Source organism: Phyllobacterium sp. 628, from assembly GCF_014189505.1.
In the GTDB taxonomy this organism is placed as follows: domain Bacteria; phylum Pseudomonadota; class Alphaproteobacteria; order Rhizobiales; family Rhizobiaceae; genus Phyllobacterium.
On the sequence record NZ_CP050301.1, the window covers coordinates 3,804,117 to 3,826,239 of the forward strand.

16 protein-coding genes and 1 tRNA gene are annotated in these 22,123 nt (G+C 55.8%); 9 read left to right on the forward strand and 8 right to left on the reverse strand.

Going from position 1 to position 22,123, the window contains the following annotated elements; genetic code table 11:
• Positions 1–277: 277 nt before the first annotated feature.
• The gene (locus HB779_RS20270) at positions 278–1,273 is read right to left on the reverse strand and encodes an SIS domain-containing protein (protein WP_188344016.1); all 996 of its coding nucleotides are present in this window, start codon (positions 1,271–1,273) and stop codon (positions 278–280) included.
• Positions 1,274–1,425: 152 nt separating this feature from the next.
• Between HB779_RS20270 and HB779_RS20275 the strand changes: the two genes are divergently transcribed.
• On the forward strand, positions 1,426–3,186 hold the full coding sequence (locus tag HB779_RS20275; RefSeq protein ID WP_188344017.1) for an outer membrane beta-barrel protein: 1,761 nt from the start codon (positions 1,426–1,428) through the stop codon (positions 3,184–3,186).
• Positions 3,187–3,274: 88 nt separating this feature from the next.
• On the opposite strand, the gene HB779_RS20280 is transcribed toward HB779_RS20275, so the two are convergent.
• Together HB779_RS20280 and galU are read right to left on the reverse strand one after the other, a co-directional pair.
• Positions 3,275–3,691, reverse strand: coding sequence for a hypothetical protein (locus tag HB779_RS20280; RefSeq protein ID WP_188344018.1), 417 nt, complete (start codon positions 3,689–3,691; stop codon positions 3,275–3,277).
• A 168-nt stretch (positions 3,692–3,859) separates the two neighbouring features.
• Entirely contained in the window at positions 3,860–4,762 is a 903-nt protein-coding gene (gene galU, locus HB779_RS20285) for a UTP--glucose-1-phosphate uridylyltransferase GalU (protein WP_188344019.1), read from the reverse strand.
• Positions 4,763–5,040: 278 nt separating this feature from the next.
• Between galU and HB779_RS20290 the strand changes: the two genes are divergently transcribed.
• Both HB779_RS20290 and HB779_RS20295 read left to right on the forward strand, forming a co-directional pair.
• On the forward strand, positions 5,041–6,267 hold the full coding sequence (locus HB779_RS20290; protein WP_188344020.1) for a lytic murein transglycosylase: 1,227 nt from the start codon (positions 5,041–5,043) through the stop codon (positions 6,265–6,267).
• Between the two features lie 14 nt (positions 6,268–6,281).
• Positions 6,282–7,499, forward strand: coding sequence for a DUF459 domain-containing protein (locus tag HB779_RS20295; protein WP_188344021.1), 1,218 nt, complete (start codon positions 6,282–6,284; stop codon positions 7,497–7,499).
• A gap of 43 nt (positions 7,500–7,542) precedes the next feature.
• Here HB779_RS20295 and HB779_RS20300 read toward each other — a convergent pair whose 3' ends face one another.
• Entirely contained in the window at positions 7,543–8,997 is a 1,455-nt protein-coding gene (locus HB779_RS20300; protein WP_188344022.1) for a glutamate synthase subunit beta, read from the reverse strand.
• Between the two features lie 116 nt (positions 8,998–9,113).
• The gene (gene gltB / locus HB779_RS20305) at positions 9,114–13,832 is read right to left on the reverse strand and encodes a glutamate synthase large subunit (protein WP_188344023.1); all 4,719 of its coding nucleotides are present in this window, start codon (positions 13,830–13,832) and stop codon (positions 9,114–9,116) included.
• 453 nt (positions 13,833–14,285) lie between these two features.
• Here gltB and HB779_RS20310 point away from each other — a divergent pair, with 453 nt between their 5' ends.
• Positions 14,286–15,335 carry a low specificity L-threonine aldolase gene (locus HB779_RS20310; RefSeq protein ID WP_188344024.1) on the forward strand — a complete coding sequence of 350 codons (1,050 nt, stop codon included), beginning with the start codon at positions 14,286–14,288 and terminating at the stop codon, positions 15,333–15,335.
• Between the two features lie 45 nt (positions 15,336–15,380).
• Here the strand turns inward: HB779_RS20310 and HB779_RS20315 are convergent, their stop codons facing one another.
• Positions 15,381–15,857, reverse strand: coding sequence for an Hsp20 family protein (locus HB779_RS20315; RefSeq protein WP_188344025.1), 477 nt, complete (start codon positions 15,855–15,857; stop codon positions 15,381–15,383).
• A 297-nt stretch (positions 15,858–16,154) separates the two neighbouring features.
• Between HB779_RS20315 and HB779_RS20320 the strand changes: the two genes are divergently transcribed.
• Entirely contained in the window at positions 16,155–16,589 is a 435-nt protein-coding gene (locus HB779_RS20320) for an antifreeze protein (protein WP_188344026.1), read from the forward strand.
• A 197-nt stretch (positions 16,590–16,786) separates the two neighbouring features.
• Entirely contained in the window at positions 16,787–17,872 is a 1,086-nt protein-coding gene (locus tag HB779_RS20325) for an alpha/beta fold hydrolase (protein ID WP_244642438.1), read from the forward strand.
• Here HB779_RS20325 and hisN read toward each other — a convergent pair.
• Positions 17,772–18,545: a histidinol-phosphatase gene (gene hisN / locus HB779_RS20330; RefSeq protein WP_188344027.1), complete on the reverse strand. Its 774-nt coding sequence runs from the start codon at positions 18,543–18,545 to the stop codon at positions 17,772–17,774. The genes HB779_RS20325 and hisN overlap by 101 nt on opposite strands.
• 248 nt (positions 18,546–18,793) lie before the next feature.
• The gene (locus tag HB779_RS20335; protein ID WP_188344028.1) at positions 18,794–19,684 is read right to left on the reverse strand and encodes an N-formylglutamate amidohydrolase; all 891 of its coding nucleotides are present in this window, start codon (positions 19,682–19,684) and stop codon (positions 18,794–18,796) included.
• Positions 19,685–19,954: 270 nt separating this feature from the next.
• Here HB779_RS20335 and cpdR point away from each other — a divergent pair, with 270 nt between their 5' ends.
• The 3 genes from cpdR to HB779_RS20350 all read left to right on the forward strand — a co-directional run bounded on the left by cpdR (position 19,955) and on the right by HB779_RS20350 (position 22,062).
• The gene (cpdR, locus tag HB779_RS20340; RefSeq protein WP_091878276.1) at positions 19,955–20,317 is read left to right on the forward strand and encodes a cell cycle two-component system response regulator CpdR; all 363 of its coding nucleotides are present in this window, start codon (positions 19,955–19,957) and stop codon (positions 20,315–20,317) included.
• A gap of 101 nt (positions 20,318–20,418) precedes the next feature.
• Positions 20,419–20,493 (forward strand) — tRNA-Val (locus HB779_RS20345).
• A gap of 180 nt (positions 20,494–20,673) precedes the next feature.
• Positions 20,674–22,062: a peptidase S41 gene (locus tag HB779_RS20350; RefSeq protein ID WP_244642439.1), complete on the forward strand. Its 1,389-nt coding sequence runs from the start codon at positions 20,674–20,676 to the stop codon at positions 22,060–22,062.
• The last annotated feature ends 61 nt before the right edge of the window (positions 22,063–22,123 follow it).

Genomic DNA, 22,123 nt, shown 5'->3' on the forward strand with positions numbered 1-22,123 from the left:
CGTCATCCTCGGGCTTGACCCGAGGACCCACGGCTGAGTAGCACATATTTATCCACGCACTCGCTGAGGTCCAGGAAGATGAATGGCAAAATCACCTTCATAGAGAACCCAATAATCTGGAATGCATCGAACCAGTTGAAATAGTAGCGCTTCTTAGCCGTAGGTCCTCGGGTCAAGCCCGAGGATGACGGAGAGAGAGGCGCCCCAAGATGCAGCCCTCCAACTCCCTCATGGTGAGCTTGTCGAACCACGCATCATCGATTTGCAGCCACAAAAATCAGGCAGCGCCGATCCGCAGCAGATCGTGGAAATGCACGATCCCAACCGGGAAATTGTTTTCCGTAACCATCAGCGCACCGATATTATATTCATTGAGCAGCGCAAGCGCGGCACTCGCCAGCATGGTCGTCGGGACGGTCTTCGGCTTGCGCGTCATGATCTCTTCCACCTTCACCGTCATCAGATTGCGGTGAAGATTGCGCGATAGATCGCCATCCGTGATAATGCCTGCCAGCGTCCCATCCTCATTCTGAACGGCAATGCAGCCAAAGCGTTTGTCGGACAGCACTCTCATGGCTTCGGGAATGAGCATCCCCAATGGAACGAGCGGAATTTCCTGACCGCGATGCATGATTTCATGCACATGGGTCAGGCTTGCCCCAAGCGAGCCGCCGGGGTGGAATGTCTTGAAATCACCCGCCGTGAAACCGCGCGCTTCCAGCAAGGCGACCGCAATCGCATCGCCCATCGCCAGTTGCAGCAAGGTGGATGTGGTCGGCGCAAGCCCATGCGGACAAGCTTCGGTGATCCGCGGCAACAGCAAGACAACATCCGCCGCCGTCGCCAGCGCCGACGTTTCACCGGCAGTCACCGCGATCAAAGGAATACGGAAACGCCTGGAATAACTGACGATCCCCTTCAACTCAGCCGTATCACCAGACCAGGACAAAGCCAGAATGGCATCATCATGGGCAATCATGCCGAGATCGCCATGATTGGCTTCGGAAGGATGGACGAAGAAAGCCGGTGTGCCGGTGGAAGCAAAGGTCGCTGCAATCTTGGAACCAACGTGACCGCTTTTGCCGACGCCAGTGACAATGATTCTGCCTTTGATCGATGCAATGCTTTCAATGGCCTTGCCGAAGGCTTCAGCCAAGCCGCCATCCAGCGCATCGCGTAAAGCGCTCAGCCCGTCTTTTTCGGTTGAAATCGTCCGTTTTGCGGAATCAACCGCTGCGGACTTGTCGAGTTCGATGTCGTTTATTGCCTGCATGGGCAGAACCGTTAACGCTTTGTTCGAGCGCTGTCCATTTTTTGTTGGCGATAAGGTTTCGAAACGCACATCTGCGGCAACACAGGAAACCAGTCATTAACCATGACAGTTTACGCTCCATAAAGGTTCGAACTCAATGGCAATACGCTTTCATGCATCATCGGCAACCACGCATCGAAGCACCGCCCGGTTGCGGTAGCTTCAAATCGATGATCATCCTCTGTCTGTCGGCGGGGCTGATGAGCGGCGTTGCATTTACTTTTCATGGAACAGCATTTGCCCAGCAAGCCGTGCCGCTACGCGGCTCGGTCGATGAAGATGTGTTGCAGACACAGCAGCAAAGCATTCCGCGCCGTCCGTTATCGCGCCCGGCACCCACTCAGCCCCAGCAAGCGGTTGATACCGGCGAAGGCATACCTTCTGATCCCTATCAGCCTGTCAGTCCCGGCGCCTTGCCGGACAATGATCCCGGCAATCCCAGCGGGACTGGCGTTCCCTCCAATAATGGTGCACCAGCGTCGGGGTTGACGAACAGTGCTGGCGGCCTCAACACAAACGCGGCTGCACAGCCCGGCGCGATACCCATTCCAGCAGACCGCACAACGGCCGCAAACCAGCGAGGGCGTCCGGGTCAGACCCCGGCGCGCGGCGGCCGGGCAACCGATGGGCTGACAACCGGCGCGCTTGACGACACGGCGGGTAACCCGAAAGAGCAGCGCGCGGACAAGGACAATTTGCCCGAACCCGCGATAGAACGCCGCATTATCAAGCCTGACCCCGAACCCTTTGCGCCACTCGGCATAAGGGCCGGCATTGTCACGCTTCGGCCGTCCATCTCGCAGGGCATTCGCGCCACCACCAATGCCGATGGCAGTTCGGACGGCAAGAGCGCGGTCCTGTCGGAAACCCGCCTGCGGGCCCGCGCCACAACAGATTGGGCGCGCCATTCGGCTTTCCTCGATTTCGACGGCACCTATGACAAGTCCTTGTCGGGCGAGGATTACTCAGCTCCCGATGCCTCATTGCGTGGCGGCTTTCAGCTTGATCTTGGCGAACGCACGACGGTAACAGGCGAAGGCGGTTATCGCTACAGGCAGGAAGATGCCAGTGCACCGACCACGATCGTTGGCACATCCAACCGCCCGGCAGTACAGGAACTTGACGCAAACCTTGGCGTCAGACACGAATTTGGCCGGTTCTTCGGTCAGTTGAAAGGCAAGGTCGATCATACGACCTACGGCAAGGCCGACTTCTCCGATGGTACCTCCATCAGCCAGAAGGACCGCGATAATACGTTTGCCAGCATTGCCCTGCGCGGTGGGTTCGAGATGTCTCCGGCCATCAAACCCTTTGCCGAAGTTGAAATCGGCAAGCTGATGTATGATGAAACCGAGGATTCAAACGGCTTTCGCCGCTCCGGCCTGCGCACGGCGCTGCGTGGCGGCATCGAAGCCGACTTCGGCGAAAAGCTTTCCGGCGAATTTGCTCTGGGTTATCTGCGTCAGGGCATTGATGACGAGCGGCTATCAGACGTGGACGGTGTCAGTGTTGACGGAGCAATCAAATGGTCGCCCCAACGCGGCACGGACGTCAATCTTGGCCTCCTGACCCGCGTTGAAGGCGCGACTGCACCAAATGACAGCGGCTCAATCTTTTATGAGGGAAGGCTTGGCGTTAAACGCCAGATCCGCTCCAATCTGAGCGTCAATGCCGAACTGACCGCATCGCTGCGTGACAATAAGGATGGCAGCGGTCTGGACAAGGGTTTTGGCGTGGAGGTCGGGACAACCTACTGGTTCAACCGTTTCCTCGGGCTTGATGTCAGCGCCCGCCATCGCATCACGCGAAGCGAAGTCGATACCCGCCAGACCAGCGAAAGCAGTGTCTATATGGGGCTGACGCTGCAGCGGTAAACGCGAAATCCGGCTCGTCTATAAGTTCTAAGATGGCGCTCAGAAATTACACTGAACCGTTGAGCACTGAACTATAATTTCCTGTCGTTCATAGTACCACAGTAAGCTTTGAGCGACGGCCGTCGACGCCAAAATAATCAAAACCATTTGTCGGATCGTAAGCGATTTCCAAAACACCATCTTCGCTAGAAGCAAACAACTTGTCATACCTGCAGGAAACATCACTACCGGCAGGAATGTACCCAATTCTGCCTCTGCCCGATTTTTTGTTGAGCAACATAAAAAGTATTTGTGTTCCCCAGAAAGACCAAAGATGACCTTGGTCATCGCAATATATACGCTCCAAACCACCGAAATCGGCCCGAGCAAAAAGCCAACAACTGCCAATATTAAAAACAATACCGATAGGAAGAGAAATGGCTTCAAACCAGCCATAAAAGCGAGTGTTTTCAAAATCAGCGTTATTGGCGATACCAAAACACAGAGTAAAGCTGCGAAGGCCCATGCCTGATTTTGCCCAGGAACCTGCCAACTGGAATCGACTTTCGAAATCATCAGTAGCCTAATCCATATCAAAGCGTAAAAAGGCCGCCGACGTTATGCAAAGTAGTGCGATCACATCGGCGGTCGACCAAGAGAAGGATAATTCGCAGACACCCTCTCCCAAATTCGATTAATCCTTACGCGGCTGGATCGTCTTCAGCATCTCGCCGATATTGTCGATGACACCGTTGCGAATGTCATTGCGCCACAGGGCAAAAGCCACATTGGCCTCGACGAATCCTTCCTTGGAACCCGTATCGTAGGTGCGGCCCTGGAAATGGTAGCCGAAGAAATCCTGTTCCTTCGCCAGTTTCAGCATGCCATCGGTCAGCTGAATCTCATTGCCGGCACCGCGTTCTTGATACTCGAGAATGTTGAAAATCTCGGGCTGCAGGATGTAACGGCCATTGATGTAAAGATTCGACGGCGCCGTACCCTTGGCTGGCTTCTCGACCATTTCGGTCAATTCAAAGCCATTGCCGACGGCCTTGCCTTTGCCGACAATGCCGTATTTGTGCGCTTCTTCCGGATCGCATTCCTGCACCGCAACAATATTGCCACCCGACTGATTGTAGAGTTCAACCATATCGGCCAGACATCCGCTTTTCTCCGGCTGCATGATCATGTCAGGCAGCAGCAGTGCGAAAGGTTCATCGCCGACGATATCGCGGGCGCACCAGACCGCATGGCCAAGACCCATCGGCACCTGCTGGCGGGTAAAACTTGTGGTTCCCGGTCCGGGCTGAATGCTCTTCAATTCATCCAGAAGACTGGTTTTGCCACGTTCCGACAGGGTTGAATAAAGTTCGTACTGCGCATCGAAATAATCCTCGATGACTGCCTTGTTGCGGCCGGTGACGAAGATGAAATGTTCAATGCCGGCTTCGCGCGCCTCATCCACCACATACTGGATCACCGGCTTGTCGACGACCGTCAGCATTTCTTTCGGAATCGATTTCGTGGCCGGAAGAACGCGGGTGCCGAAACCTGCAACTGGAAAAACGGCTTTGCGGATTCTTTTCGCTGTAGTCACACTATGCTCCCCATCTCTACATTCTATTCAAATAACATTGGTAATAGACATTTGACCCGCAAAGAATGAAAATAGTTTGTGCGGCGCAATAAACATTTTTTTCCAGCGGTAATGTTCGCACATAAATGTCCAAATATTAGGCAATCCGTCCGGGTCAGAAACCGCTCACTGATCGAAATGGCGCCCAACCCAATGCCATGGTAAACTAATTCCTAACTTTGATGTGCGTAATTTATCGTTTGACCGGAATAGGTGGCAACACACTTCAAGGAGACACCATGTTTGAGAGTCCATCGGCTTTCGCAAAGCGCATTATGATTTTGGCTGCAACCGCGAGCCTGGCTTTTGCCGTGACAGCAACCAGCGCCTCCGCCGATGCAAAATTCCAGAAATGGATAGCAGGCTTCCGCACGACTGCCATGCAGAGCGGTATTTCAGCCTCCACCTTCCAACGCGCCTTTGCCGGCGTAACCGAGATCGATCCCGAGGTCTTGCAAAAAGCCGCATACCAGCCTGAATTCGTCGCGCCGGTCTGGGATTACATCGATAACCGCGTCAACGAACATTCGATCACCACGGGCCGCGAAATGGCCAAGAAATACAGCCGTTGGCTCAACGCCATCGAGAAATCGTTCGGTGTTGACCGCAATATCCTGCTGGCGATCTGGTCCATGGAGTCCAATTACGGCGAAGCCATGAACCGCCCTGACATCATGCGTGATGCGGTTCGCTCGCTTGCCACCCTGGCCTATGCCGATGAGCGCCGGGCGAAATATGCCCGCACGCAGCTGATCGCCGCGATGAAAATTTTGCAGACCGGCGACATTGACCGCAGCCATCTGACCGGTTCATGGGCCGGAGCGCTGGGTCACACCCAGTTTATCCCGACCAGCTACCTCTCTTATGCCGTCGACATGGACGGCAACGGCAAACGCGACATCTGGACATCCATTCCTGATGCACTCGGGACAGCTGCCAACCTTCTGAAAAAGAATGGCTGGGAGCCGGGGCGGACATGGGGCTATGAAGTGGCTCTGCCTGCAGGGCGTAAATTCCCGGCCGGATCGAAGACAATGGCCGAATGGCAAAGTCTCGGCGTCGTTCGCGCCAATGGCAAACCATTTCCGCGCGGCGGCGAAAAGGGCCAATTGAAAGTGATGGACGGCCGCGAAGGCCCGGCATTCCTGATGACGAAAAACTTCTTCGTTCTCAAGAACTATAACAATGCGGATAAATATGCGCTTGGCGTGGGCTTGCTTGCCGACCAGATCGCGGGGGCTCCGGCGCTGCGTCAGGACTGGAATCGTCCGTTCACGCCGATTTCGATGCGAGAACGTGAAGAATTGCAGACACATCTGCGTGCGCTCGGCTATTATAGCGGCGAAGTGGACGGAAAAATCGGCTCAAGCTCAAGGGACGCCATTCAGGCATTCCAGAAAAAGATGGGCCTTGATCCGGACGGTCATCCCAGCAAGGAAGTCTTGACCGTTATCCGCAAGCGATAAGGTTTGGAATTACCATGGACACGATAAAGCGCCCAACTGGATTCATCCGTTGCCTTGTCGTGTCCGTATCGCTGGGTGCTGCCGGTGGACTGGTCTTTACAGATATCGCCGCCGCGCAGCAGCGTACCATCCTTGACATGCTGTTCGGTCCGCGCCGGGATGTGTATCGCGAAGACAGCGACCGGATGATCTTTGACGAAAACAACAGGCCGGCAAGACCGGCCAAGAACCGTTCGACCAAGCGCGCCGAGCGCCCGCGACCCCAGCAACCGGCGGCTCCCGCTGCACAAAATACACCCGCAACACCGCAGCCGGTGATCCCATCAAAAATGACCGACGCCAAGACCATTCTGGTTGTGGGGGATTTCATGGCCAGCGGCCTCGCCGAAGGTCTTGATGCAGCATTCATGGATTCGCCCGGCGTGCGGGTCATCGACAAAAGCGATGGCTCGTCCGGTTTTGTGCGCAGCGACCATCGCGACTGGCCCGCAACCATTGGCAGCCTGATCGATGCGGAAAAACCTGCAGTTGTCGTGGTCATGATTGGCGCCAATGACCGCCAGCAATTCCTCAATGGCCCTGTGTTGCAAAGCGAGGCTTGGGCCAAGGAATATCAGGCACGCGTGCGGACCTTCCTCGAAGCGGTCAAGAAAACCGGCCATCCCTTGGTTTGGGTCGGTCAGCCTTCGTTCAAGTTCAAGAACATGACCAACGATCTTCTGGCATTCAACGAGGTCTATCGCAGCGCGACCGAAAAGGCAGACGGAAAATTTGTCGATGTCTGGGAAGGTTTCGTGGATCAGGGCGGCAGTTTTACACTTTCCGGCTTCGATGTTTCAGGGCAGACCGTCCGGCTGCGCAACAATGACGGCATCGGTCTGACAACAGCGGGCAAACGCAAGCTCGCCTTCTATGCGGAAAAACCATTGCGGCAGATGCTGGGTACCGCGACCTCGCCTGCCATTGCTGCCATTAAACCGGGATCGCCGGTGCAGGCTCTCCCCGAGACACCGCAGGCGCCGGTGAAAATCGACCGGATTGCCCCGATCAGCCTGAATGACCCGGAGTTGGACGGCGGCACTGATCTTCTTGGCGCAACACCGCGCGCTGGAACAGCCGCTGATAAATCAGCCAAGGACCGGCTCCTCATCGAAGGCTCTGCGCCGCAAGGCCAGCCCGGAAGGATCAATGATTATTCGTGGCCGGCCAAGACCAATATACCGGCACAATAACGGGAGCGTGCTTACCCCTCTGGTTTGAAGGGTAAGCCTTTTCCTATCGCGGCAGGACCGATGCGCCCATCAGCGCCACATCGATGGCCTGTGCAGCCTGTCTTCCCTCGCGGATAGCCCAGACAACCAGCGACTGTCCGCGACGGATATCGCCGGCTGTGAACAGCTTGTCCACGCTGGTGCGATAGTCCTTGTCATCGGCGGCGAGTGAGCGATTGCCGCGACGGTCCGCACGCATTTCCAGCGCATCGCCAAGTTCCTTGACGACACTGGTTTCGAACGGACCGGAGAAGCCGATGGCGATGAAGGCCAGATCCGCCTTGATATAGAATTCTGTTCCGGCAATCGGCTTGCGCGCCTCGTCGACTTCACAGCACTTCACATGGGTCAGCACACCATTCTCGCCGATGAATTCAAGCGTCGCCACCTGAAATTCACGGTCCGCACCTTCGGCCTGTGAGGAGGATGTGCGCATCTTTGTCGCCCAATAGGGCCAGACGCTGAGCTTGTCTTCCTTCTCGGGCGGCTGCGGACGGATATCGAGCTGGGTGACCTTGACTGCGCCCTGCCGGAAAGCAGTGCCAACGCAGTCAGATGCTGTATCACCACCGCCAACCACCACCACGTGACGGCCCGAAGCAACGATGGAATCACTCGGCCAGGCCACGGATTCAATGCTTTCCCGGCCAACCCGGCGATTCTGCTGCACAAGATAGTTCATGGCATCATGAACGCCTTCCAGATCGGCGCCAGGAATGCCTGCCGGACGGGGTGTTTCCGCGCCGCCGCAATAGAGCACGGCGTCATAGGTATCGAGCAGTTCCTGCACCGGCTTGTCGATGCCGACATTGACACCGTAGAAGAAGGTAACGCCCTCGCCTTCCATCTGGCTGACGCGGCGGTCGATGAAATGCTTTTCCATCTTGAAATCAGGAATGCCGTAGCGGAGCAGACCGCCAGCACGGCTTTCGCGCTCATAGACATGCACTTCGTGGCCGGCGCGGCCAAGCTGCTGCGCAGCGGCCATGCCCGCAGGGCCCGATCCGATAACGGCAACCTTCTTGCCGGTCTTGGAAGCGGCAGGCTGCGGAATGATGAAGCCCTTTTCATAGGCCTTGTCAGCAATCGCCTGTTCCACGGTCTTGATGGATACCGGCACATCTTCCAGATTAAGCGTGCAGGCTTCCTCACAAGGCGCCGGGCAGATACGGCCGGTAAATTCCGGGAAATTGTTGGTGGAATGCAGGTTGCGGATCGCCTCATCCCAATTGTCGTTGTAAACGAGATCGTTCCAATCCGGAATCTGGTTGTGAACCGGGCAGCCTGTCGGGCCATGACAGAACGGAATACCGCAATCCATGCAGCGCGCCGCCTGCTTCTTGACCTCGCCATCGGTCATGGGAATGGTGAATTCCCGGAAATGCCTGATACGGTCAGACGCTGGCTGATACTTTCCGACCTGTCGGTCGATCTCTAGAAAACCTGTAACCTTACCCATAAAACTGCTCCCCTCGCCCTTGGAGGACCACCCGTTCCCTGACTAGGGTCTGGGCAGCATTGGACCCCATGCCGAGCATCAGTTTGATGACGCTCGAAGCATGGAGTGCGTTGATTTTATTCCGCTGCAACACCCATCCGCATGCGCTCCATATCTTCGAGCGCGCGGCGATATTCGACCGGCATGACCTTTACGAATTTCGGCCGGAAAGTTTCCCAATTGTCGAGAATTTCTTTCGCCCGGCCAGAGCCCGTATAGTGCATATGGTTCGAAATGAGCTGCACGAGACGTTCCTCATCGTGTCTGGTCATATTGCCCGAGACATCGACGCGGCCTTTGTGAGCCAGATCGCCACCGTGATGATGCAGCTTTTCAAGGATATCATCCTCTTCCGGCACCGGCTCAAGCTCGACCATCGCCATGTTGCAGCGTTGGGCGAAATCCCCGGCTTCATCAAGCACATAAGCTACACCGCCTGACATACCCGCTGCAAAGTTCCGGCCTGTCTGACCAATAACCACAACAACGCCGCCGGTCATATATTCGCAGCCGTGATCGCCCGTGCCTTCAACAACGGCAATGGCGCCGGAGTTGCGCACGGCAAAACGCTCGCCCGCGACGCCGCGGAAATAGGCCTCGCCTTCGATGGCGCCGTAAAGCACCGTATTGCCGACAATGATGGAGTCTTCCGGCACGATTTTCGTATTATCCGGCGGACGGATGACAATGCGGCCGCCGCAAAGTCCCTTGCCGACGTAATCGTTGCCGTCGCCAATCAACTCGAACGAAATACCGCGCGCCAGGAATGCCGCGAAGGATTGACCCGCCGTGCCATTGAACTTGACCGAAATCGTATCTTCGGGAAGTCCCTTGTGGCGATAACGCTTGGCCACTTCGCCCGAAAGCATGGCTCCGGCCGAACGGTCAACGTTCTTGATCGGCATTTCGATCTTCACCGGAATCTTGCTTTCCAGTGCGGTCTTTGCCTGTTCGATCAGCTTGCGATCAAGAATATCGACAATCGGATGGTTCTGCCGCTCGGTCCAGCGCGTCTTTTCTTCCGGTGCTTCCGGCTTGTGGAAGATGCGGGTGAAATCGAGACCCTTGGCCTTCCAATGGTCGATCATCTCGCGCTTTTCGAGAAGTTCGGCCTTGCCGACAATCTCTTCCATCCGGGTGTAACCCATCTCGGCGAGGAACTGCCGCACCTCTTCTGCCATGAAGAAGAAGAAGTTGATGACATGTTCCGGCGTACCCTTGAACCGCTTGCGCAGGACCGGGTCCTGCGTCGCAACGCCAACCGGGCACGTATTGAGGTGACACTTGCGCATCATGATGCAACCGGCGGAAATCAGCGGTGCAGTGGAGAAGCCGAATTCGTCGGCACCCAGCAGCGCGCCGATGATCACGTCACGGCCCGTACGCAGACCGCCATCGACCTGCAGGGCGATGCGCGAACGCAAGCCGTTGAGCACCAGCGTCTGCTGGGTTTCGGCAAGACCCATTTCCCAGGGGGAACCGGCATGCTTCAACGATGTCAGTGGCGATGCGCCAGTGCCGCCATCATAGCCTGAAATGGTGATGTGATCGGCACGCGCCTTGGCAACACCGGCAGCAACTGTGCCGACACCGACTTCCGAGACTAGCTTGACCGACACATCGGCTTCAGGATTGACGTTTTTCAGATCGTAGATGAGCTGCGCCAGATCCTCGATGGAATAGATGTCATGGTGCGGCGGCGGCGAAATCAGGCCGACGCCGGGCGTTGAGTGACGGGTCTTGGCAACAGTCGCATCAACCTTGTGGCCGGGCAGCTGACCGCCTTCGCCGGGCTTGGCACCCTGCGCCACCTTGATCTGCATCATGTCCGAATTGACGAGATATTCTGTCGTCACACCGAAACGCCCGGATGCCACCTGCTTGATGGCAGAGCGTTCAGGATTCGGCTTGCCGTCCGGCATCGGATAGAAACGATCCGGCTCTTCGCCGCCCTCACCCGTGTTCGACTTGCCGCCGATCCGGTTCATGGCAATGGCCAGTGTCGTATGCGCCTCGCGGCTGATCGAGCCGAAGGACATGGCACCGGTGGAAAAACGCTTGACGATTTCCTTGGCTGGCTCGACATCGTCGATGGATACAGGCTTGCGGCCGCTATCACCTGCCAGCTTGATCTTGAACAGGCCACGGATGGTTTGCGCCCGCGCCGACTGGCTGTTTACCAGATCGGAATATTCCTTGAACGTGGTGGCTGAGTCCGTGCGTACGGCATGCTGCAGCTTGGCAACCGCATCCGGCGACCACAAATGTGCCTCGCCGCGCATGCGGTAGGCATATTCGCCGCCAACTTCCAGCGTGTTGAGCAGAACGGGATCGTTGCCGAAAGCGTCTTTATGACGGCGAACCGTCTCTTCCGCCACTTCCTCAAGGCCGACGCCTTCAATCGTTGTCGCGGTTCCAAAGAAGAACCGGTCAACAAATTCCGACTTCAAGCCAACCGCGTCAAAAATCTGCGCGCCGCAATAGGACTGATAGGTGGAAATGCCCATCTTGGACATGACCTTGAGAATGCCCTTGCCGATGGACTTGATGTAGCGCGATACGACTTCCTTTGAATCCACTTCCGGCGGAAACTCACCGCGCTTGTGCATATCAAGCAGCGTATCGAAAGCGAGATAGGGATTGATTGCTTCCGCGCCATAGCCGGCGAGGCAGCAGAAATGATGCACTTCGCGCGGCTCGCCCGATTCCACGACCAGACCCACCGATGTGCGCTGACCCTTGCGGATCAGGTGATGGTGGACAGCAGCGGTTGCCAAGAGTGCCGGGATCGGAATCCGGTCCGGTCCAACCTGGCGGTCGGAAAGGATGATGATGTTGTAACCGCCATGCACAGCAGCTTCCGCACGCTCGCACAGACGCTCCAGCGCACCGGCAAGACCGGCAGCGCCTTCCTCGACATTGTAAGCAATATCGAGCGTCTTCGTATCGAAACGGTCTTCCGTGTGGCCGATGGAGCGGATTTTTTCCAGATCGCCATTGGTCAGGATTGGCTGGCGCACTTCCAGACGCTTGCGGCGCGAGGAACCGACCAGATCGAAAATGTTGGGGCGCGGACCGATGAACGAAACAAGGCTCATCACCAGCTCTTCGCGGATCGGATCGATCGGCGGGTTGGTAACCTGCGCGAAGTTCTGCTTGAAATAGGTGTAAAGCATCTTCGACATGTCAGACATGGCCGAGATCGGCGTGTCCGTACCCATCGATCCGATGGCTTCCTGACCCGTTGTCGCCATCGGCGACATCAGAATCTTCGTGTCTTCCTGTGTATAGCCAAAGGCCTGCTGGCGGTCGAGCAGACTGACATCCTTGCGCAGCGCGCGCGGTTCAACCGGGCTCAATTCCTCAAGAATAAGCTGGGTGTTCTTCAGCCATGACTTGTAGGGATGGCGGGTGGCGATTTCCGACTTGATCGTGTCATCGGAAACGATCTCGCCCTTTTCCATGTCGATCAGCAGCATGCGGCCCGGCTGGAGCCGCCACTTCTTGACGATCTTTTCCTCTGGCACCGGCAGAACACCAGCCTCCGACGCCATGATGACAAAATCATCATCGGTCACGATGTAGCGGGCTGGACGCAGACCGTTGCGGTCGAGGGTCGCACCAATCTGGCGGCCATCGGTGAAGGCAACAGCAGCGGGGCCATCCCATGGCTCCATCAGCGCAGCGTGATATTCGTAGAAAGCCTTGCGGTCATCCGACATCAGCTTGTTGCCGGACCAAGCCTCCGGAATAAGCATCATCATGGCATGAGCAAGCGAGTAGCCACCCTGGAACAGGAATTCCAGCGCGTTATCGAAGCAAGCTGTATCGGACTGGCCTTCGTAGGAAATCGGCCACAGCTTGGAAATATCGTTGCCGAAGAACTCGGAGTCCACCGATGCCTGACGTGCTGCCATCCAGTTGACGTTGCCGCGCAACGTGTTGATTTCGCCGTTATGCGCGACCATGCGGTACGGGTGTGCCAGCTTCCATGACGGGAACGTGTTGGTCGAGAACCGCTGGTGCACCAGCGCAACCGCGCTGACAAAACGCGGATCCTTCAAATCCTTATAGTAGGCACCCACCTGATAGGCGAGAAACATGCCCTTATAGACGATGGTCCGCGCCGACATGGATACGACATAGAAGTCACTCTCCTTGCCGCCATTGTCCTGATAGATGCGGTTCGAGATCACCTTGCGCAGGATGAACAGCCGGCCTTCGAAATCCTCGTTGGATTCGATGTTCGGGTTGCGGCCGATGAAAACCTGACGGTGATAAGGCTCGGTCGCAGCAATATGCGGCGCCTTGGACAGGGACGAATTATCGACCGGAACGTCGCGGAAACCGATCAGCGTCTGGCCTTCCGAGGCGATAACCTCGGCGATAACCGTCTCGATACGGGCACGCTCATCCGCGTCCTGCGGCATGAAGAGGTAACCAACCGCGTAATGATTGACGGCAGGCAGTTCGACGCCCTTTTCCGCCCATTCGGCACGGAAAAACGCATCGGGAATCTGCACGAGCATGCCTGCGCCATCGCCCATCAACGGGTCGGCGCCAACGGCACCGCGATGCGTCAGGTTTTCGAGCATGAACAGCCCGTCTTCGATGATCTTGTGGGACTTGACGCCTTTCATATGCGCAACAAAGCCAACGCCGCAGGCGTCATGCTCATTGCGTGGATCGTACAAGCCTTGTCGGGTGGGGAAACCAGACGATTTATTGGTTTTGACCGCACGATTCTGTACGGCCTGAGCGAGTTCAGTCGTTACAGATGGCGTCAAATCCGACATCGTCAATTCCTCCAAATGAGCCCCTTGGGGCGGTCAATTTCTCGCAGGACGGAATAGCATATATTCCTGTCCCCTCTGGTGCGGCATATCTTCCGGTACAAACTGCGGTCACCGTTTTGGGGACGGAAGCCACCATGCTTGCCATCCTCATTTTCAGATCACGCAAATTAGGACAGCATTGCTGTCATATCCTCGTATGCCAGAATAGTTCCAAACAAACAAGATGGAAAAGCAAAAAATAACACCATTAGACGAAATATCATTGCGCCAAATGCCCTCGACTTATTACTTTAGTTTCGATTCAGGCGGTTTCCTCTAAATATACATGAGAAAACAGAGCGTTCCGCCATGGCGGACAAATTGACGCTGTGCGAAAGGCAATAGCGGCTCCTTTCAAGTCCTGCTGGAAAAGCGTAAGCGTGGCACCATCAACACAGTATCCGAGGTCGTTTCATGCATTTCGCATCCGATAATTGGGCCGGAGCCCATCCGAAAATTGCCGAAAATCTCAACAAGCATGCGAGCGGTTTTGCTGCCGCCTATGGCACGAGCGATCTTGACCGGGCGGTTGAGAAGACTTTCAGCGAGATTTTTGAACGTGATGTCGCGGTTTTCTTTGTCGGCACCGGAACGGCTGCCAATTCATTGGCGCAGGCGATCATTGCCAAACCGGGTGGCATAACCTTTGCCCACCGCGAAGCACACATGATTGCTGATGAAGCGGGTGCACCGGGTTTCTTCGCGAGCGGAGCACGTGTCCAGGCCGTAGATGGTCCGACAGGCCGCATGGATATCAACAATCTGAAAGCGGCATTTAACGGTTTCCCCGAGGGTCACGTTCATGCGGGGCAACCGATGAGCGTTTCGATTACGCAATCAACCGAGAGCGGCACGCTTTATGAATTGGCCGAGATCGCTGCAATCTCAGCGCTGTGCCGGGAAAATGGCCTGCCGCTGCACATGGACGGTGCCCGCTTTGCCAATGCGCTTGTCTCGCTCGGCTGTTCGCCCGCGGAAATGACGTGGAAACAGGGCGTCGATATTCTGTCTTTCGGTGGAACCAAGAACGGCTGCTGGTGCGCGGAAGCCATGGTGTTCATGAACCCGGAACAGGCAAAGCAGGTGCCCTATATCCGCATGCGGTCCGCGCAGAATTTTTCAAAGTCGCGTTTCATTGCGGCGCAGTTCGAAGCCTATTTCGCGGGCGGGCTCTGGCTTGAACTTGCCGGCCACGCCAATGCCAGAGCGTCCGAACTCGCAAACCTTATAAAGGCATCGAAGAAACTTCGGCTTGCCTGGCAACCCCGCGCCAATGAAGTTTTCGCGATCATGACGAAACAAACGGCGGCTGAACTGCACGGCGCCGGAGCCGTCTTTTATGACTGGCATGCACCGCATGCGGAGCGGGGTCTTGTTGCAGAAGATGAGACGATCACCCGGTTTGTGACCAGCTTTGCCACGACCTCAGAAGAGATCAGCCGTTTTGGTGATCTGATCGCATAAAAAAAGCGGCACTTTCGCGCCGCTTCTTTCACTCTGTCTGTCCGCTTACTGCTTGGTGACAGTCTTTGCTTCGATCTGCTTGGCTGTCTTTTCCGACAGGGCAGTGACAGCGATCTTGCGCGGTTTCATTTCTTCCGGAATTTCGCGCTTGAGATTAATGTGCAGCAGGCCGTTTTTCAGGCTGGCACCACTGACCTCAACGAAATCGGCAAGATGGAATCTGCGTTCGAACGCGCGGGAAGCAATGCCGCGATACAGGGTTTCCGCATTATCCTCGGACGTTTCGGCACCCTTCTCGCCAGTTACTTTCAACTGGTTGCGATGGGCTTCGATCTGGATCTCGTCTTCTGAGAAACCAGCAACAGCCATGGTAATGCGGTAGGTGTTTTCACCGGTCCGCTCGATATTATAAGGCGGATAGGATTGACCACCTTCTGGCTGAGCCAGCGAATCGAGAATGGTGAAAAGCCGGTCAAAACCAACGGTGGAACGATAGAGTGGGGAAAAATCCACGTGACGCATGTTAAGCCCTCCTTTAGAGCGACAATGTTGCGTGTTCTGGTTCTTGAAGAGACTCCCTTATTGGCGAGCCTCGCTGAACCAGTGGCCCCGTTATGGCGGCCACAACTGCTATTTGGTTAGAACCCAAAGCCTTTTCAAGAGCACCTATATCGATCAAGTAAGCCGCGTCTCGGCTTTAAGATTCGGAAGAATCACGATGAACCCAAGATGAACGCAGTCTTCGGAATACGTTCACACGCGCCTCGCTATAACCACACCCAAGTTGGAAATGCTCCGACACACCGAAAGGACGACATCATGAAAAAGACCGTACTCGCACTGACCGCTACCGCCCTGCTGATCACCGGCTTTGCTGCTACTGCAAAGGCCGACGACTTTTATAATCGCAGCGAGCGGCCGATCTACATGGATGATCGTGGTGATATCGACGGTGGCGTTCTTGTGCAGGACCGCCGTTTCTATGGCGAGCGCCGTGACGACCGTTACCGTGATCAGGTGGGCCCACGTCAGGTTGCCCGCATGCTCGAACGCCGTGGCTACCGTGTCGGTGATGTGAATTTTGAACGTGGACGCTACTTTGTTCGTGCCTCACGCCGTGGCATGCCGGTTCTGGTGATCGTGTCCCGTGATGGCGACATCCTCGATACCCGCCCGATGGGTGGCCGTGGCTATCGTGATCGCCGCAGCGACAACGGCTTCAGCATCGAGATCCGTCCATCCAACAATTACTAATCCCCAGATCGTTGCGGGTGTAACGTCCCTTCCGCCCGGAACGTACTGACCGGAAATTCTTCACAGAGTTTCCGGTCATTTTTTATTCCCGCCAGTTTGACCTTTGGGGCCGTGCCTTTTATCAAAAGATGCAAACGCACCAGCGCGCCTCACGAAGCGCGGCCCCAAGATACGGGATGAGGACTGACTGGCATCAAATGACACATCCGCTTGTCGAAACTCCCGCCAATCCGATACCACAGGACGCCCGTGTTGATACATTGGCGCTCAAGGACGGCAAGCAACTGCGTTACGCAATTTTTCCCGCAACCACCCATCCCGTACAGGGAACCGTGATTATTCTGCAGGGTCGCAACGAATGTATCGAAAAATACTTCGAAACCATTCGCGACATCGCCAAACGCGGATTCACGGTTGCCACCTTTGACTGGCGTGGCCAGGGCGGATCCAGCCGCGTGCTGCGCGATCCCAATCGCGGGCATGTCAGAAACTTCAATCAATACGCGGCTGACCTTGAGCAACTGTTTGAATCCGTCCTGCTGCCCGATTGCCGTGCCCCGTTTTATGTTCTCGGGCATTCCACCGGTGCCCTTGCCGCGCTCCTCGCCGCCCCTGCTTTGGCAAACCGTATTCGCCGCATGGTGTTGCTGACGCCGCTGCTCGACGTCAATGGCAGCCGCCTCGGTAAGATTCTGCTGGGCGGCGTCGCCAATACCTTGCGGTCAACCGGTTTTGGCAGGCTTTATATGCGCGGCGGCAAACCATTGATCAAACCGTTCGCTATCAACGAAGTTACATCCGATGCAGCCCGTTACCTGCGCAATTCCGAAATCCTGAAATCGGCACCGGAACTCGCCGTGGGCGGGCCAACCGCCGGATGGATTGCAGCGGCAGCAAAAGCCATCAAACGCGTTACCCGGCCGGAATTCGTGGAAGCAATCCGTATTCCGACGCTGGTTATTGCCGCAGGCGCGGACCGCGTCGTTTCCACATCGGCCATTGAGCGGTTTGCGCTGCAGATGCGCAATGCCACGCTCATCACCATCGATGGCTCAAAACACGAGATCCTTCAGGAAAAGATTTCTACCGCGAACAGTTTTTCGCGGCATTCGATGCTTTTGTCCCCGGGACAGGCGGCGAGATGGCGGAGATCGAAAGCGACAACTCGCTTTCGACAGCCGGTTAGCGGTTCAGAAGCTCCAGCACTTGCGCATGCAGTTCCTTTGAACCTGCTGCAACAATATCACCAGCCTCTTCCGCTGGGCCACCCTGCCAATTGGTGATGACACCGCCCGCTTTTTCAATGATCGGCACCAGCGCAACAATGTCATAGGGGTGCAGCGCAGTTTCGACGACGAGATCGACGAAACCCGCAGCAATCATGGCATATCCATAACAATCAGCCCCGTAACGCGGCATGCGGACGCTGCGCTCAACACGGTCATAGGCCTCGCGCTTTTTATCTTTAAACAAGGCGGGAGTCGTCGTGAACAGAGTCGCCTGTGCAATATCAGGATTTTGCCGGGTTTTGAGCTGGCGCGGTCCACCCGGACCTTCATAATAAGAGGCAGTACCGTCGCACATGAAAAGCTCGCCGGTAAAAGGCTGAGCCATGACGCCAGCCACTGCATCGCCATCAATGGTCAATCCAGCCAGCGTTCCCCAGACAGGAAGCCCCGAGATAAAGGCGCGGGTGCCATCGATGGGATCGATAACCCAGACATGCGAGTGATCGAGATTCTCCGAACCGAACTCCTCGCCCATAATGCCGTGATCGGGATAAGTCGCATTGATCAGCTTGCGAATCGCCCGCTCGGCCTCCTTGTCCGCTTCGGTTACCGGGTCGAATCCGACCTGATATTTGTTGTCGATGGACGAAATTGTGCGAAAACGGGGCAATGTCTGCTCCGCCGCAACCTGCGCGATTTGCCTCAAAAACGAAAGTTCGATGGCCAAAGTGGTTCCTCACGATTAAAATTTTCTCATATAACTGCATTGTCGGCTAATTTTTTGCATTTTTTTTAGGCAGATAATATTTGTGCTTAAAAAAACATACAATTCGCTTGACATTTGTGCGATGCAGCATAGATTAGTTAACAGACAAGGCGACTTGTCTATGCCCTCCTTGGGCGTTTCCTCCCTAGACTTGGACCGCGCACTAGCGCGGTCTTTTTTTGTTTTGAGGCCGGACATAGTGAATTTTACTATTCAGCAGCCAAGGGAATATCGAGGAAATGAAAGTCCGGAATGGAAACGAGATCAGCGAGAAACTGGCTGATATCGCGCTGAAGCTGACCAAAACCGGGCTTTCGTTCATAGCTGTGTTCGTTGAGATAAAGACCACGATTGACCTCGATCTGCAGCGCATGCAGTCGTTTTAACGGACGGCCGTAATGTTCGGTGATATAGCCACCGGCATAGGGCTTGTTATGCGCAACCGCGTAGCCCATCTCGCGCAGCAAATGGATCGCCGTACTGGCAAGTTCCGCTGAGCAACTGGTACCGAAGCGGTCGCCAATGATGAAATCCGGGCGCAGGCCGCTTTCGGGAAAGCGGATGCCTGTGGGCATGGAATGACAATCGACGATGACGCCGTAACCAAAAAGGCTGCGTGTCTCGATCAGGGTTTCGGCGAGCAGTGCGTGATAAGGTTTGTAGATCGTATCGATCCGCCCCAGCGCTTCTGCCACTGGCATCTTGCGCGCATAAATCTCCTGCCCTTCGCCCACAAGGCGTGGAACAGTGCCCAACCCGCCGGCAACCCGGGCCGAATTGGCATTGGCATAGGGCGGCAACGGGTCCGAGAACATCTTTGCATCGAGCTCATAGGGCTCGCGGTTCACATCAAGATAGGCGCGTGGAAAATGCGCCACCATCATCGGTGCACCGAGCATGATGCTTGCCGCAAACAGCTGATCAACAAAACAATCTTCAGAGCGCCGAATCGTCTGCGCATCAAGCTGCGACTGCTGCAGGAAGGCCGCCGGATAGTCACGCCCGCTATGCGGTGAATTGAAGACAAACGGAATACGCTGCTCAGCCGGTTGGCGCAGCTCGAAAGGCAGCTTGTCGGGAAAATCACGCGCGAGGGTCATCATTCACTTCGAAAGTTTGCTTGTCTGGCAATACTCTAGAACAAGTTCGCTCCATATGGAATTCATCAGCCGTCAAAGCGAACGAACTTTATCAGCGGACTATCTGCAAGGAATCTTCAGTGCTATATCAGCACCCAAGCTCGACTTTCAGGGGATTCCCCCTTATTTTCAGCAAATCATTCACGCGATCTTTACCAAAAAAGCGTCTTGTTAACTCTGATGGGACGCCGGTCTGGGGATGGATTGGCGATAGATAATTCGGACGGACTGATGAAGAGAATCCTTCTTGCAGAAGATGACAACGATATGCGGCGCTTTCTAGTGAAGGCGCTGGAGAAGGCAGGATATCACGTCACGCCTTTTGACAACGGTGCCAGCGCCTATGACCGGTTGCGCGAAGAGCCATTTTCACTGCTCCTCACCGACATCGTCATGCCAGAAATGGACGGAATCGAGCTGGCCCGGCGCGCTTCGGAAATCGATCCGGACCTCAAGATCATGTTCATCACCGGCTTTGCCGCCGTGGCGCTGAATTCCGATTCGAAGGCTCCAAAGGATGCGAAAGTGCTTTCCAAGCCTTTCCATCTGCGTGATCTGGTCAACGAAATCGAAAAAATGCTGGTTGCTGCCTGATCTCGGCCTGTATCCATCTGCTCTGTTGAAGAAAGCCTGATAACTTCCTCAACACCTATTGACGGCGTGAAACCAATATGGTGTATGCGCCTCTGTCGGATGGGCGTGTAGCTCAGCGGGAGAGCACTACATTGACATTGTAGGGGTCACAGGTTCAATCCCTGTCACGCCCACCATCCGAACCTTCCCCATTAAGTGATGAACGCCAGCCTTGCGCAATGCGATTTGAATATTCGTTGAGTCGGCAGCAATTGTAGAACTGCCACCAGTTGGTCTACCATCGCCCGGCAACCCAGCGGATGCGGCCTGCCGTCCCGGCATATATTGCCACGCCCGTCATTAGCGATGGAGAACCCATGCTCGCACATCCGGCAACATGGAGACGCTTTATTCCCCTGCTTGCGATGCTTCTGCTCATTGCAGTTCCTGCATCGGCACAAATGGCAGCGAACCAGCCTCCGGCGCTGACGCCGGCACAGATGCGCGAGGATCTGACATACCTCAAGACCCAGTGGGCACCACTCGACAAAAGCTTTTCGAAGGAAGAACACCAAGCCTTCGACCGAGTGGTGGACGATGCCATGGCGGCGAGCGGTACGCTATCGACCGAAGAATTTACACTCGAAGTCATGCGAGCGGTCGCGATCTCACGCAATGGTCACACAACAGCAATGGTCGGCACCTTGCTGCGTGACCTGCCGGTAAGGGCCTGGTGGTTCTCTGATGGCCTTTACATTATCAAAACCGATCCACAATTCGCCAATCTGCTCGGCGCACGCATCGACAAACTAGGAGCATTGACACCCAAGGAAGCGCTTCGACGGGTTGCCCCGTTCATTTCAGGCACGGACCAGCGCATTCGTTATCTCAGCGCGACATTTCTCACCAGTCCGGATGTTTTGAAGCGTACCGGCGCAGTCGCTGACAGCAGCTCTATTCCGCTCACACTTCAACTGCGTGACGGCAGCAGCCAGGTGGCCGAGCTAAAGCCGGCCACGACACGCGACCCCGGTGATGAGCACAAGCCTGCAACCAGAGGTTATTCGGTGCTCATTCCCGATGACAACGGCCTGCCCGGACGCTGGCCGCACGTACTCGACAAGGCCGAGGAGCGTTCGCCGATCTATTCGAAACGCATCGACGTTACAACGTCGATGATCGGGCAGGACAAACAGGTGCTCTATATCCGTGCCAATTCCATGACCAGCCTGGATGAAACTTCGCTGCATTGGAAATATGCCAAGATTCTCAACACGTCGATTGTTCCTCCATCACGCCCGAAATTCGTCATCTTTGACCTCCGGCTGAACAATGGTGGAGACTTTTTCAATACGATCCTTTTCTCACAGGCGCTTCCAAAGCTGCTGCCACCCGGCGGGCATATCTTTGTTCTTGTGAGCCGGTCGACCTTTTCCGCTGCAATCGTGACGACCGCCATGCTGAAAGCCAACGGACAGGACAAGGTGACACTTATCGGTGAAACCATGGGCGACAATGGCCAGTTCTGGGCAGAAGGCGACGCGCTGCAAATGCCCAACTCACACATCGGGCTCGAATATGCCACGCAGTTTGAAGATTACGAAAAAGGCTGCACCAACCCCGACAAATGCTACTGGGCGACGGTTGCATTCGGACCGCGAAACCTCACCTCGCTGGCACCCGATATCAAGGTTGACGTTGCTTTTTCCGACTACGCCGCGGGACGGGATCCCGTTCTCGAGAAAGCCCTCTCACTGGCAAAGTAACATGCCAAGCCGGAATTTCTTCGGCTCCCGCATGCGATCAAACGTGGCCCGCATCTGCGTC

Coding starts and splice junctions, on each gene's coding strand:
- HB779_RS20275 (WP_188344017.1), top strand. CDS start 1,426: ATGCATCATCGGCAACCACGCATCGAAGCACCGCCCGGTTGCGGTAGC.
- HB779_RS20295 (WP_188344021.1), top strand. CDS start 6,282: ATGGACACGATAAAGCGCCCAACTGGATTCATCCGTTGCCTTGTCGTG.
- HB779_RS20270 (WP_188344016.1), bottom strand. CDS start 1,273: ATGCAGGCAATAAACGACATCGAACTCGACAAGTCCGCAGCGGTTGAT.
- gltB (WP_188344023.1), bottom strand. CDS start 13,832: ATGTCGGATTTGACGCCATCTGTAACGACTGAACTCGCTCAGGCCGTA.
- HB779_RS20335 (WP_188344028.1), bottom strand. CDS start 19,684: ATGACCCTCGCGCGTGATTTTCCCGACAAGCTGCCTTTCGAGCTGCGC.
- HB779_RS20320 (WP_188344026.1), top strand. CDS start 16,155: ATGAAAAAGACCGTACTCGCACTGACCGCTACCGCCCTGCTGATCACC.
- HB779_RS20300 (WP_188344022.1), bottom strand. CDS start 8,997: ATGGGTAAGGTTACAGGTTTTCTAGAGATCGACCGACAGGTCGGAAAG.
- HB779_RS20350 (WP_244642439.1), top strand. CDS start 20,674: ATGCTCGCACATCCGGCAACATGGAGACGCTTTATTCCCCTGCTTGCG.
- HB779_RS20280 (WP_188344018.1), bottom strand. CDS start 3,691: ATGGGCCTTCGCAGCTTTACTCTGTGTTTTGGTATCGCCAATAACGCT.
- HB779_RS20290 (WP_188344020.1), top strand. CDS start 5,041: ATGTTTGAGAGTCCATCGGCTTTCGCAAAGCGCATTATGATTTTGGCT.
- HB779_RS20325 (WP_244642438.1), top strand. CDS start 16,787: ATGACACATCCGCTTGTCGAAACTCCCGCCAATCCGATACCACAGGAC.
- HB779_RS20310 (WP_188344024.1), top strand. CDS start 14,286: ATGCATTTCGCATCCGATAATTGGGCCGGAGCCCATCCGAAAATTGCC.
- cpdR (WP_091878276.1), top strand. CDS start 19,955: ATGAAGAGAATCCTTCTTGCAGAAGATGACAACGATATGCGGCGCTTT.
- HB779_RS20315 (WP_188344025.1), bottom strand. CDS start 15,857: ATGCGTCACGTGGATTTTTCCCCACTCTATCGTTCCACCGTTGGTTTT.